Here is a 13599-nt window from a genome sequence, read left to right as displayed (position 1 = left end):
ATGCCAGGCATCTTTCGGTTAGGAAGGTACCTGGCACTCTATAAAGTAAATTTATTTTGAATTCGGTGATGTTGAAGATTCAGGTGATGTTACTTTATCATAAAAATCAACAAATTTATCTCGATCTTCGCTATTTCGATAAGCCATTGCAACTCGTGGATGTTCATTTAAGACACCTGAAATCATGTAGGGGATGATATAGCCCCACTCCCATTTTTGACGCATATCTAACATATGCTTTTCAATAACACCAAGTAGCGGCTTCATTTCATAGCTTGTTTTTTGGATGTAGCTTACAAGGAGTTCTGTGTGACAGTTCCCTGCAGCACGTCCCATTCCATAAACAGATGAATCAAGGAATGTAACCCCATTTTGCATCGCAGATAATGTATTTGCAAAGGCTAGCTGCAAATTATTATGTGTATGAATCCCAAGCTGTTTGTTTGGAAGCATTTCTTTGAACTTTTTGACTTGGTGTGCGATATCAGATGGATCTAAACTTCCAAAGGAATCTACAATATAAACCACATCAACAGGGCTTTCTCTTACCATTTCAAAAGCTTTAATCAGTTGGTGTTCTGGGACACTAGATAAAGCCATGATATTAAGTGTAGTCTCATAGCCTAAATCATGGAACATTTGCACAAGTTCTAAGCCTTTGTCGACTTCTCTTACATAGCATGCCACACGAATCATATCAAGAACACTTTGCTCACGAGGCAAAATATCATTAGGATCTACTCGTCCAATGTCAACAAGTGCTGAAAGTTTAGTGAACTTTTTCTCAGGAATTATTTCTTTTAGGAAGTTGTCATCAAGAAATCTCCATGGATTTGGTTCAGTTGCATTGAGAAGCTTCGCGGAATTTTTATATCCAATTTCCATATATTCTACGCCTGCAGCACTCAGGCCATTATATAAGTCTTGTACAAATTCTACGCTAAAATCCCAATTATTTACTAATCCTCCATCACGTATGGTGCAATCTAAAATTTTAATATTATTCTCCATGGCTGTATCTTCCTTTCTATTTATAGCTTATTATGTATTTCACAATAATAGGTTTGTTACTATTCCTACTATAATATACATTGTAATTAAAATAATCAATCAATTTTAATCATAGATTTTTAAATATCAGTAGGTAAGGCTTCTTTATTATTGGAAATAAAAATGCTAAATTCATGTTCAAATGATCTCAAGATTAAAGTAAAAGTGCATAATCTAATGTTATTATTTAAAGTACAAATAAGTGTATAAAAATCAAAAAGGGGTATCCAAAACTTTATATTCATAACTTCTTGGATACCCTTAATTTATTTGAATTTAATTTTTCAAATTTTCAATGGTGTCTGGCACCTGAAAGATAGGGAGGTTGATCTTAAAATTTGTACCTTTTCCAATTTCACTGTTTACATCAATGGTGCCATTCATTCCTTTAATAATGCTAAAAGAGACCATCATTCCAAGGCCAGTACCTTTTTCTTTTGTTGTAAAATAAGGTTCACCGAGGCGGGTGATTTGTTCTTGTGACATCCCCACACCTTGATCACTTATATTAATATTGACGGTATCTTTGAAAGTAGTTAAGTGAATATGGAGTTCACCGCCATTTAACTCCATGGACTCAATTCCATTTTTCATAATGTTGATTAGACATTGTTGGAATTTTTTTCTTTCACCCAAAATAATCAATGGATCTTCCTTTTGATTATTCAAGGTTTGCTTTATTTCCACTCCATTCATAGTGGCTAAAGGAGAAATAACATTAATGGCCTGTTCTATTTCATCAACGATATGAATTTTTTCATTTTTTTCTATTGCTGGTTTAGCAAAGGTTAAATAATCATTGATGATATCAGTAGCGCGATCTAATTCTTTTATAGCAATACCAACAAATTCCTTTCTTTTGTCCGGGGAAATATCTTCGGATAATAATTGCAAAAATCCTCTACTTACTGTTAAAGGGTTACGGACTTCATGAGAAATACTGGCTGCTAAATGGTTAACCATTTGTAACTTTTCAGCTTTTATTAAGTTTTGCAATAATTTAGAGTATGTCCGAATGCCTTCCCATAGAATGATTGAAATGATAATACCTAAAATATTAATACTATAAAATTCAAAGAGAAGAAGACCTGTTAAATGATCCGCGTAAAAAGTGGATTCCAATATTTGAGATATGGTGATCCCAATAACTAATATTGATACTGATAAGAATAGTTTTCGCTTCAAAGTCATTTTTAAATATTGTTTAGAAAGAATACAAACGGCAATGCCGACAATAATAATGACGGCTGAGCCTGCATAAAAGCCACTACCACCTAATATGTAGCGAATAAAAAGGGCAGTAGCTATTTGAATGGTTCCTAATTTATAACCACCGTATAACCCCCCTACAATAAATGGGATATACCGTAAATCCCAGATGTTTTCTCCGTTAGCATATAACGGAAATGCCATACATATTACTAGAGTTAATATAGGGAATAAAGCTATTAACCAACCCTTTAACTCTTTTGCTCGGTAAACATAGATGGCCATGTATATAATTTGCAATATACATAGAGCGAGTAAAATAAATAAAAAGCTGATCAATAAATCTTTTGTAACAATATCCATGTTTGTGTCATGTCCTTATATTTGAAATAATATGATAGTAAGATAATATCAAGTTATAAACTATTACGCTAGTATAATTGGTAGAATTAATTAATAAACATTATGTCAATGGAGAAATTTTTGATTCTTAAAACAAAGAAAAGATTCTAATTAATTCAATCTAATTAGTGCACGCTCTCTCTGATTAAGTTAAATGTAATTTTTTATTGGCTTTATTTAGTCGTACAGAAAACGGTTATCATGTAACAATTAACATAGTTCTTTCTTCTATATTAAAATAATATAAGTAAACCTTCTACTCCATTGTAAACGATTAAGTAATACTAATGATAGTATTTTAATTGAAGTTTTCAAAAAAATCCTTGAAAAAGAAATTCAAATTTCTCTTTTTTCTTAAATTACAAATAAGTGATTAGAGGGTTTTAAGGAGTTGAAACAATGAGTCAGCCAATGATCCAACAAATTAGGGTCGGTATGCCGCGCACACATGGAGTACAAGATGCCGATGAGCCAATGAACCGTTAATGGAATAGTGGAATTGTGAAGCATCCTGTAAAAGGAAAAATCTGGGCAGGTAAAACGAAACTTGAAGGGTATGGTCAAGCTGATTTAAAACATCACGATGGCCTGGAAAAGGCACTATTTGTTTATCCAGTTTCTCATTATCCATTCTGGCAAAAAACATTACAAAGGCCCGACTTTACGATTGGTGCATTTGGTGAAAATTTAGCAGTTCTTCATTTAACTGAAGCGGATGTATGTATTGGGGATGTTTTTCAACTAGGAGAAGTGATTGTCCAAATGTCACAGCCAAGACAACCGTGTTGGAAGCCCGCGCGCCGCTGGAAAATAAAAGAATTAAGCCTTAAAGTCCAACAACAAGGGAGAACAGGTTGGTATTTTCGCGTTTTGAAAGAAGGGTATATACAGGCAGGAGATCATTTTCAGCTCTTAGAAAGGCCATATCCTGAATGGAGCCTCTCTATCTGTAATGATATTATGCATAATCAAAAGCAGAATTTAGAACGATCCGCTAGACTAGCTCAATGTGAACTTCTCGCGCAAAGTTGGCGAAGTACATTAAATAAAAGAATACGGGGTGAAGAAGAAGAAAATAATCGTAATCGCCTTGTTGGACCAAATGAATAGCTTATTTTTAATAAATGAATGGTGTATAGCGAATTAGGTTGTAAAAAAGCCAAGGGAACTCCCATGGCTTTTTAAATTTTCTTATTCAGCGAGCATAATTTTCTCAAGTTCTAGTGGTTCAATATAAGTATCGCCTTTATATGTACGCATATTTCCACCGGAAATTTCGTCAATTAAGATGATCTCATTTGTGTTAGCGTCACGGCCAAATTCTAATTTAATGTCATATAGAGTTAACCCTCTTTTTGCAAGCTCTGATTCAACAAATTTAGAAATTTCAATCGTACGTTGCTTTAACACGTCATATTCTTCTAATGACAAAATTCCGAGCATATCTAGAGCATCTGCAGAGATTGGAGGGTCTTGGCGCTCGTCATCTTTAATGGTTACCTCGACGAATGCGTCTAAGTCTTGTCCTTCTTTAGCATAGGCACCATAGCGTCGTAAAAAGCTTCCAACTGCTTTAAAGCGACAAATCACTTCTAACCCATTCCCGAACACTGAGGCAGGTTTGACTGTCATCGTTGCATCTTTAAAGTTAGCATCCACATAGTGAGTTGGAACACCTTGTTCGTTTAGTTTAGAATAGAAATAGGAGGTTAGACGTAACCCAGCAAGTCCAGCTCCTTCAATTGTTAAACCTACTGTGTTCGCACCAGGATCAAATACTCCATTTTCTCCTGTAACATCATCTTTAAATTTAAGTAAATAGTGGCCATCTTCTCGTTTATATACATCTTTAGTTTTTCCTTTATAAAGTAATTCCATGACGTGCCCTCCTTATGTAATGTATTTTTATCAGGCTTAAAAGGCAGTAAGACCCTCACCTCAAAATCCGAGTACAATTATAAAAGATAGTGGAAGTCAACTGCCCGTAAAGCTCTGTAAGTTGAACACAGACTAAATACGTCTGCGGCAACGTCTGTGTGACCAGCTTCATGTGGCCTTAACCCTTTCATCAATGGAATGAAAAAACCCCTTGATGAAAGTTATACTTTATTATACACGAATATTTAAAAGAGTTACAGATAAAAATGTTCGTTATTTTAACCCTTGTTGGATACCCTCAAATTATCAATGAGTCCTGACACCTAACTTCGTTTATTTTCTCCAAGGTGGTTCATAATATTATGAAATAAAGATCGAAAAGGATGTTGATTTGAAACGCATAATAACTTATTTCGTGAACAATCTCATCCACATAAGAAGCAAATAGGCGTATCTCCAAAAGAGACACGCCTATTTGTGTAAATCTATCATTATTTATGAAGAGGGTAGCTGTTGATTGGCAGCGGCCTTTTTTGCCCATCTATAAGCTAAGAAGAAACAACTCAGCAGAATAATAGCACCAAATGTAAAAGGCAAACTCATATGCCAATCAAATAAAGTACCTGCTAATGCAGGTCCAATCATACTACCTAGACTCATGTAGGCATTATTCATACCAGCGGCAAATCCTTGTTCACGACCTGCTGTTTTTGAAATCAATGTATTAACCGCTGGACGAATTAATGTAGTAGCCGTTGAGAATACGGTAGTAACAAATATGATAAGAAAATAGTTGCTGACAAATAAAAGCCCATAAAGACTAATGGCGGCAACGAGTAGACTAAACAATATGATCTTCATCTCACCGAACATTGTAAACAATTTATTAATAACAAAACCTTGTACAATTACACCGATAAAACCAGCGAAGGTCATAACAATCGCAATATCACTTGGCGTGTAATTAAAATGATACGTTAAATACATCGTTAAAGTGGACTGGTAATTTGCAATCCCAAATGAGAATACAAATACGACAATTAGTAACACAAAATAACTAGTTTTAAAAGAGCGGGTCATCTGTTTAATAAGGTTATCGCCTTTAGTAGAAATTTCAGTGATTACTGGTTTGACGGCTGGAAGAATGAGGAAAGAAAGAATTCCAGCTGCAATTGTTACACTACCTGCAAAATAGAAGGGAAAGTGGATACTTACATTAGATAAAAAACCACCAATTCCTGGCCCAATCATAAAACCTAATGAAATAGCTGCGCCAATCCAGCCCATCACCTTTCCGCGTTCCTCTTTTGATGAAATATCTGCAGCGTAGGCCATAACAGGAGGAATAATAAAGGCAGAACCAACTCCTGTAAAAAACCGACTGAGATATAGCATCCAAAGTTCTGTTGATAGACCCATAGTGATTTGCGAGAGGCCATTTATCAATAGACCAAAAACGATTAGATTTTTACGTCCATGTCGATCAGATAAATTCCCGGCAACAGGTGAAAAAATGAACTGCCCCAAAGACATAATCGCAATGATAAAGCCTAGCGCCTGGCCGGCAGCTCCAAAGGACTTTAAATAATGCGGCATTATCGGAACGACTAGGCCAACTCCACTAAAAGTGAGGAACATGTCGACGATTAATATAAATAAAGCTAATTTTTTTGAAAACTTCATACACATATCTCTTTTCACTTAATTTATTATTCTAAGACACCTCATTATAGCTCTAATAAATGGGTTAAACAATTAAAAAGACTACTAATATAAGCTTTAACCATGAGGTTTAGAAAAGTTACATTGAAGGTAAAATACAGTGAATATTTAAAATCAAAAAAACCACAAAGAAAGTTTAAGTGTCACGACAGAACGATCGCTGTGATCTGCTGACCTCCTAAATATAGGTAGATCGCTTAAGTTCCATGTGATACAAAAAACTTATTGTGGTTACTAGTATGATATGACCAAGCTAAAAAAATAATGACAAATATTGTTATTCCTTCCATAAACTTATGAATGTATTTATCTGGGGTTATTTTAATAATAGAAGATGATGGTTTATTTATAAATTTTTTTTATAGATCTAGTAATGATTTATTGTGGATATCCGGATAAACCATTAAGCAACTAAACATCATTTTAAAACAAATTGCGACAAACTTATACATTTAATTAATTTTATCGACATTTTACAATATTGATATTTTTCAAAAAATGTAAGCGCTTCTAAAAAGTATTTGACTTTTTGTCGAATGTTAATTATTCTAAGAATATAGACAAAATCAATAGAATAATAGCGGATGAATATTGTGGGAGAGTGCAGAGCAACGAAGCCACCGAAGGAGCAAGTTCCAAAAAAGACCCTTGGAACAAAACTCTCAGGTAAATAGAACCACAATAGGACGCAACTCTGGAGAGCGCGTATATATGTAACAACGACACCAAAGGGGAAACCTCTAATTAAAATAGAGTAAATCTCTCAGGTAAAAGGACAGAGAAGGGAATCAAAGCTACAGTTGCCCCTTTTTCTGTCCTTTTTGTGTGCAAAAAGGTGGAAAAAAAGGGAATTCGAACTAACTATCATAAAAAAGCAGTTATGTAGCAAAATATAGAACGAATATCTGAAAAGACGCTGATATTCGTGACTATTGGAATGTTTAGGGGTGAGGTTAACAACTAGAGCAATGCGTCAACATAAACACTAACAATAATTGATAAAGAGATTTTGTCTATTAAATCCTAACTGGAGGTTGTAATAATGAGTACAGAAACAGAGTTGAAGCGAACACCGCTTTTTGAAACATATAAGAAACATGGAGCAAAAGTAATTGATTTTGGTGGTTGGGAACTTCCAGTGCAGTTCTCTAGCATTTTAGAAGAGCATGAAGCTGTTCGTAACGCTGCAGGACTTTTTGATGTATCCCATATGGGAGAGTTTATTATTGAAGGAAAAGATGCTGAAAACTTCATTAATAGTATTGGAACAAATGATATCAGCACTATACATATTAACCAGGCGCAATATACTGTTCTATGTTACCCAGATGGCGGCACAATAGATGACTTGATTGTTTACAAGTTAGAAGATGAAAAGTATTTACTTGTACCTAATGCAGCCAATGTAGACAAAGATTATGATTGGATTAACGAACACCTTAAAGGTGACGTAAAATTTGAAAATATTTCAAGTCAAGTAGGACAACTTGCAATCCAAGGTCCAAAAGCAGAAAGCATTCTACAAAAGCTAACCGATATTGACTTAACTGGAATTGCGTTTTATCAATTCGCGCAAAATGTTACGGTTGCTGGGATTCCAGATGTTCTTGTATCCCGTACAGGTTATACAGGAGAAGATGGATTTGAGCTATACTTAGCAGCTGATAAGGTTGCTGAACTATGGGATAAGCTTTTAGAAGCTGGTAGTGAAGATGGATTAAAACCATGTGGACTAGGAGCGCGCGATACGCTTCGTCTTGAAGCAAAACTTGCTCTATACGGTCAAGAGCTTTCAAAAGACATTACTCCACTTGAAGCTGGAATTGGTTTTGCTGTTAAAGTAAACAAGGAAAGCGACTTTATTGGAAAAGAAGCACTTGCAAAACAAAAAGAAGAAGGCGTAAAACGTCGTATTGCTGGAATTGAAATAACAGGCAGAGGAATTCCTCGTAACGGCTATAAAGTATTCTCAGCATCAGGGGACGAGGAAATCGGTGTTATTACATCTGGTACTCAATCACCAACATTAAAGAAAAGTATTGGACTTGCTTTATTATCAGTTGATCATGCCAAAGTGGGAACTGAAATCAAAGTCGAAGTTCGTAATAAATTAGTAGACGCTGTTGTGGTAAAAACTCCGTTCTATAAAAGAGGATAATTATTTGCAATAAGACGTTATTGATCTAAAAATGAGGGTAATTAATTGAAGGTTAGCACTTTAGTTTTGTGTAAGCAGATCTAATTGAAGTGTTCTACCAACAATTTTATATATTAATATTAATTTACTATTGAAAGGAAGATATTTAATGTCAAATTTACTATATAGCAAGGATCATGAGTGGGTACAACAATTAGAAGGAAATCGCGTAAGAATCGGAATCTCTGATTATGCACAAAATTCATTAGGAGATATCGTGTTCGTTGAAAACCCAGAAGAAGGCGACGATGTAACAGCAAATGAAGCAATGGGTTCTATTGAGTCAGTAAAAGCTGTTTCTGATTTAGTTTCACCTGTTTCAGGTTCTGTTGTTCTTGTTAATGAGGAATTAGAAGATGCTCCACAAACAGTTAACGAACAACCTCTTGAAGCTGGTTGGTTAGTCGAAGTTGAATTGTCAAATACAGAAGAATTGAAATCATTAATGAGCGAGGAAGAATACTTAGCATTCGTTAACGAAGGAGAAGAATAAGATGACCAATACTTTTAGATACCTTCCTGATACAGAACAAGATAAAAAAGAAATGCTCGAATTCTTAGGTATGTCTTCTATTGAAGAGTTATTTGAAGACATCCCATCCGAACTTCGTTTAAAAGGCGAATTAAACATTCCTGAAGCAGATCCAGAACCTATTTTAATGAAGAAAATGAATAGACTGGCTGCACGTAATGTGAACGCAGATCAATATCCGATGTTTTTGGGAGCAGGTACGTACGATCATTACATCCCAAGTGTAGTCGATCATATGATTTCACGTTCTGAATTTTATACAGCCTATACACCATACCAACCAGAAATCAGCCAAGGGGAATTACAAGCAATGTTTGAATTCCAAACCATGGTTGCTGAATTAACTGGAATGGATTTAGCGAACTCATCTATGTATGACGGTTTCACATCTCTAGCAGAAGCTGCTTCTCTAGCGGTTGCGTCAGCAAGACGTTCTAAAGTGTTGATCTCAAAGGCAGTTCATCCGCAATCACGCTCGATTTTAAAAACGGTTGCTAGAGGACAAAACTACGGAGTAGAAGAAGTAAGTCTTTCTGCAGATGTAACGGATTTAGATCAATTAAAATCACAAATCGACAAAGATACAGCAGCTGTCCTTGTTCAATATCCAAACTTCTTTGGTTCTATTGAAGATTTAGCTGAAATTAAGAAAATTGCTGATGAAAATGGTGCTCTTTTAATTGTTAGTTCAAACCCGCTAGCATTAGGACTTTTACAATCTCCAGGGAAATTAGGTGCTGACATTGTGGTCGGTGATATGCAACCACTTGGCATCCCTATGAACTTTGGAGGCCCACATTGCGGATATTTCGCAGTAAAGAAAAAATACATGCGTAAAATCCCTGGACGTATCGTTGGTCAAACTCATGATGATAATGGCAAACGTGGATTTGTATTAACACTACAAGCACGTGAACAGCACATCCGTCGTGATAAAGCTACATCTAATATTTGTTCAAACCAAGCATTGAATGCCCTTGCTTCTTCTATTGCTATGTCAGCTCTTGGAAAGAATGGAATTCGTGAAATGGCACAGCAAAACATTGAGAAGGCAGACTATATGGCGAAAACTCTTCAAAACAAAGGCTTTACTGTTTTGAACCAATCACCATTCTTCAATGAGTTTGTTGTAGAACTTCCACGTCCTGTTAAGGAAGTTAATGAAAAGCTTCTTGCAAAAGGATTCATTGGTGGTTTTGACTTAGGTAATGACTATGGTCAAGAGAAACAAATGCTAATTGCAGTAACTGAACAACGTACAAAAGAAGAAATTGACCAATTTGTAGAAGCATTGGAGGCGGTTGTAAATGCTTGAGTATAACGATCTAATTTTTGAAATCAGTCGATCAGGTCGCGTTGGATACAGCCTTCCGAAAAGTGATGTTGACAGTGTAAACTTAGAAGATAAGTTCCCTAAACACTTGATTCGTGATGAAGAAGCTGAACTTCCGGAAGTAGCTGAGCTAGACCTTGTTCGTCACTATACAGCACTTTCTAATAAAAACCATGGAATCGATAACGGTTTTTACCCACTCGGTTCTTGTACGATGAAATACAATCCTAAAATTAATGAAGATGTGGCTCGTTTAGCTGGTTTTAGCCGCATTCACCCAGATCAGCCAACTGAAACGGTTCAAGGTGCACTTGAGCTTATGTACAACTTACAAGAAGAGCTAGCTGTGATTACAGGTATGGATGCAGTAACTCTACAACCTTCTGCAGGTGCACAAGGGGAATGGACTGGCTTAATGATGGTTAGAGCCTATCATGAGCAAAAAGGTGAAAACCGTACAAAAGTACTAGTTCCAGACTCTGCACACGGTACGAACCCAGCAAGTGCGACTGTAGCAGGCTATGAAACCGTTACGATTCCATCTAATGAAAATGGATTAGTTGACTTAGACGAGTTGAAGAAACATGTAAACAGTGATGTAGCTGCTTTAATGTTGACAAATCCTAATACACTTGGATTGTTTGAAAAAGAAATTAAAGAAATCGCTGAAGTAGTTCATGAAGCAGGCGGATTACTTTACTATGATGGAGCAAACTCCAATGCGATTTTAGGGAAAACAACACCAGGCGACATGGGCTTTGATGTTGTGCATTTAAACCTTCATAAAACATTCACAGGCCCACACGGTGGTGGTGGTCCAGGTTCAGGTCCAGTAGGAGTTAAGAAGGTTTTACTTCCTTACTTACCAATACCACGTGTTGAAAAAGATGGCGATAAATTTGTTCTAAATTCAGATTATCCATTATCGATTGGCCGAGTAAAAGGGTATTTTGGAAACTTTGGAATTAATGTTCGTGCTTATACTTATATTCGCACATTAGGAAATGTTGGTTTACGTGAAGTTTCTGAAGGTGCTGTTCTTCATGCGAACTACTTACGTAAACGACTTGAGCCATACTTTGATTCACCATATCAAGGACAACTTTGTAAACACGAATTTGTCTTGTCTGGTTCAAGACAAAAGAAACTAGGCGTTCGTACGCTTGATATGGCAAAACGTCTGCTTGACTTTGGTTACCATCCACCAACAATCTACTTCCCATTAAACGTGGAAGAGTGTTTAATGATTGAACCGACTGAAACTGAGTCAAAAGAAACAATGGATGCTTTTGCAGATGCAATGATTCAAATTGCAAAAGAAGTAGAAGAAAATCCAGAAGTTGTTCTAGAAGCGCCTCATACAACGGTAATTGGCCGTTTAGACGAAGTGTTGGCTGCAAGAAATCCTGTATTACGCTATACAAAAGAAGAGCAAGGCAAAGAAACTGTAAAAGCTTAAATATTTTTTGAAAAGGAATGAAGCCGAACAGAGAATTATTCTTTATTCTGTCGCTTCATTCCGAATCATGTAAGTTTATTGAGAAACATGACTTCTATTTATAAGATAAAATAAAATGTATGAAATGAAATTGGAGGAAACAACATGAAAACTGATGTACAAATTGCGCAAGAAGCAGAATTAAAACCAATTAGTGAGATCGCTGATTCTCTTGGAATTACAGATAATGAATTAGAATTATATGGTAAATATAAAGCGAAAGTATCATTAGATGTATTAGAACGTTTAGAAGATAAGCCAGATGGCAAGTTAATTCTTGTCACTGCGATTAACCCAACACCAGCTGGTGAAGGAAAAACTACAACAAACGTTGGATTATCAATGGGACTTAATAAAATTGGTAAGAAAACAATCACAGCTCTTCGTGAGCCATCATTAGGACCTGTTTTCGGAGTTAAAGGTGGAGCAGCAGGTGGCGGTTATGCTCAAGTAGTACCAATGGAAGATATTAACCTTCACTTTACAGGTGATTTCCATGCAATTACATCTGCACATAACTTACTTGCTGCAATGTTAGATAACCACTTACATCAAGGGAATGCTCTAGACATTGATCCAAAGAATATTGTTTGGAGACGCGTACTTGACATGAACGATCGTTCATTAAGAAATACAATTGTTGGTCTAGGTGGAAAGCCAGATGGTTTTGTACGTCAAACTGGTTTCGATATTACAGTTGCTTCTGAAATCATGGCAATTCTATGTCTTGCAACAAGCATGAGCGACCTTAAAGATAGATTATCTAGAATGGTTGTAGCTTATAACAAATCAGGAGAGGCTGTAACAGCTGGAGACTTAGAAGCAACTGGTGCAATGGCTCTACTATTAAAAGATGCGATTAAGCCGAACCTTGTTCAAACACTTGAAAATACACCTGCATTTATTCACGGTGGACCATTTGCTAACATTGCTCACGGCTGTAACTCAGTTATGGCTACAAGAGTTGGACTAAAACTAGCTGACTATGTTGTAACAGAAGCAGGATTTGGTGCAGACCTTGGAGCTGAAAAATTCTTTGATATTAAAGCTCGTTTTGCAGGATTAAATCCAGATGCAGCTGTAATTGTTGCAACAATTAGAGCACTTAAAATGAACGGTGGAGTAGCTAAAACTGAACTTGCTGCTGAAAACCTTCAAGCCCTTGAAGATGGTATTGCAAACATTGAAAGACATATTGAAAACCTTAATAAATTCGGTGTTCCTGCAGTTGTTGCAATTAATAAATTCCCAACTGATACTGAAGCGGAAATTAACTTATTAACAGAAAAATTATCAGCTAAAGGCATTGATATCGTACTTTCTGATGTATTCGCTAAAGGTGGAGAAGGTGCAGTTGAATTAGCACAAAAAGTAGTTGAAATCTGTGAAACGAAACCATCTAATTTTGCACCATTATATGATGTGGATGCAACAATTGAAGAGAAAATCTCAACAATTGCTACTGAAATTTACCGTGCAGATGGTGTAGACTTTACAGCTGCAGCTAAGAAGCAAATCAAACAAATTGCTGACCTTGGTTTAGATAAAATGCCAATTTGTATGGCAAAAACTCAATACTCATTCTCTGATGATCCAAAATTACTAGGTGCACCAACTGGTTTTAACGTTACTGTAAGAGAAGTTAGAGTAAATGCTGGTGCTGGTTTCATCGTAGCATTAACGGGATCTATCATGACAATGCCAGGTCTTCCGAAAGTTCCTGCTGCTAACGGTATGGATATTACTGATAGTGGAGAAATCGTCGGACTTTCATAATT

At 36.0% G+C, this 13599-nt stretch carries 10 protein-coding genes and 1 riboswitch; of the genes, 6 read left to right on the top strand and 4 right to left on the bottom strand.

Translation table 11 applies throughout. The annotated features are described in order from the left end of the window. Window positions 1–51: 51 nt before the first annotated feature. Both R4Z10_RS12515 and R4Z10_RS12510 read right to left on the bottom strand, forming a co-directional pair. Entirely contained in the window at window positions 52–1011 is a 960-nt protein-coding gene (locus R4Z10_RS12515; RefSeq protein WP_338469634.1) for an aldolase catalytic domain-containing protein, read from the bottom strand. A 315-nt stretch (window positions 1012–1326) separates the two neighbouring features. Continuing rightward, window positions 1327–2622, bottom strand: a complete 1296-nt coding sequence (locus tag R4Z10_RS12510; protein WP_338469633.1) for a HAMP domain-containing sensor histidine kinase — start codon at window positions 2620–2622, stop codon at window positions 1327–1329. Window positions 2623–3162: 540 nt separating this feature from the next. On the opposite strand from R4Z10_RS12510, the gene R4Z10_RS12505 reads away from it, so the two are divergent. Next, entirely contained in the window at window positions 3163–3771 is a 609-nt protein-coding gene (locus R4Z10_RS12505; RefSeq protein WP_338469632.1) for an MOSC domain-containing protein, read from the top strand. 81 nt (window positions 3772–3852) lie between these two features. Here R4Z10_RS12505 and R4Z10_RS12500 read toward each other — a convergent pair whose 3' ends face one another. Together R4Z10_RS12500 and R4Z10_RS12495 are read right to left on the bottom strand one after the other, a co-directional pair. Continuing rightward, complete coding sequence (locus R4Z10_RS12500) at window positions 3853–4539, bottom strand: phosphoribosylaminoimidazolesuccinocarboxamide synthase (protein WP_338469631.1); 687 nt, start codon at window positions 4537–4539, stop codon at window positions 3853–3855. Window positions 4540–5034: 495 nt separating this feature from the next. Beyond that, window positions 5035–6228 (bottom strand): MFS transporter, encoded by a 1194-nt coding sequence (locus R4Z10_RS12495; RefSeq protein WP_338469630.1) that lies wholly within the window; start codon window positions 6226–6228, stop codon window positions 5035–5037. A gap of 617 nt (window positions 6229–6845) precedes the next feature. Continuing rightward, window positions 6846–6950, top strand: a riboswitch (glycine riboswitch). Window positions 6951–7303: 353 nt separating this feature from the next. Here R4Z10_RS12495 and gcvT point away from each other — a divergent pair. The 5 genes from gcvT to R4Z10_RS12470 all read left to right on the top strand — a co-directional run bounded on the left by gcvT (window position 7304) and on the right by R4Z10_RS12470 (window position 13597). Beyond that, entirely contained in the window at window positions 7304–8419 is a 1116-nt protein-coding gene (gene gcvT, locus R4Z10_RS12490; RefSeq protein ID WP_338469629.1) for a glycine cleavage system aminomethyltransferase GcvT, read from the top strand. 148 nt (window positions 8420–8567) lie between these two features. Beyond that, window positions 8568–8951, top strand: a complete 384-nt coding sequence (gene gcvH / locus R4Z10_RS12485; RefSeq protein ID WP_338469628.1) for a glycine cleavage system protein GcvH — start codon at window positions 8568–8570, stop codon at window positions 8949–8951. 1 nt (window position 8952) lies between these two features. Then, on the top strand, window positions 8953–10305 hold the full coding sequence (gcvPA, locus tag R4Z10_RS12480; RefSeq protein ID WP_338469627.1) for an aminomethyl-transferring glycine dehydrogenase subunit GcvPA: 1353 nt from the start codon (window positions 8953–8955) through the stop codon (window positions 10303–10305). Continuing rightward, the gene (gene gcvPB / locus R4Z10_RS12475) at window positions 10298–11782 is read left to right on the top strand and encodes an aminomethyl-transferring glycine dehydrogenase subunit GcvPB (protein ID WP_338469626.1); all 1485 of its coding nucleotides are present in this window, start codon (window positions 10298–10300) and stop codon (window positions 11780–11782) included. The genes gcvPA and gcvPB overlap by 8 nt, the downstream gene beginning before the upstream one ends. A gap of 144 nt (window positions 11783–11926) precedes the next feature. Beyond that, window positions 11927–13597 (top strand): formate--tetrahydrofolate ligase, encoded by a 1671-nt coding sequence (locus R4Z10_RS12470; RefSeq protein WP_338469625.1) that lies wholly within the window; start codon window positions 11927–11929, stop codon window positions 13595–13597. Window positions 13598–13599: the final 2 nt, after the last annotated feature.

Origin of the sequence: Niallia sp. XMNu-256, from assembly GCF_036670015.1 — a bacterium.
GTDB lineage: Bacteria > Bacillota > Bacilli > Bacillales > Cytobacillaceae > Bacillus_BD.
The sequence above is the reverse complement of the archived record's forward strand: the minus strand, read 5'-3'. Positions and strand labels throughout refer to the sequence as shown.

Coding starts and splice junctions, on each gene's coding strand:
- R4Z10_RS12515 (WP_338469634.1), bottom strand. CDS start 1,011: ATGGAGAATAATATTAAAATTTTAGATTGCACCATACGTGATGGAGGA.
- R4Z10_RS12510 (WP_338469633.1), bottom strand. CDS start 2,622: ATGGATATTGTTACAAAAGATTTATTGATCAGCTTTTTATTTATTTTA.
- R4Z10_RS12500 (WP_338469631.1), bottom strand. CDS start 4,539: ATGGAATTACTTTATAAAGGAAAAACTAAAGATGTATATAAACGAGAA.
- R4Z10_RS12495 (WP_338469630.1), bottom strand. CDS start 6,228: ATGTGTATGAAGTTTTCAAAAAAATTAGCTTTATTTATATTAATCGTC.
- gcvT (WP_338469629.1), top strand. CDS start 7,304: ATGAGTACAGAAACAGAGTTGAAGCGAACACCGCTTTTTGAAACATAT.
- gcvH (WP_338469628.1), top strand. CDS start 8,568: ATGTCAAATTTACTATATAGCAAGGATCATGAGTGGGTACAACAATTA.
- gcvPA (WP_338469627.1), top strand. CDS start 8,953: ATGACCAATACTTTTAGATACCTTCCTGATACAGAACAAGATAAAAAA.
- gcvPB (WP_338469626.1), top strand. CDS start 10,298: ATGCTTGAGTATAACGATCTAATTTTTGAAATCAGTCGATCAGGTCGC.
- R4Z10_RS12470 (WP_338469625.1), top strand. CDS start 11,927: ATGAAAACTGATGTACAAATTGCGCAAGAAGCAGAATTAAAACCAATT.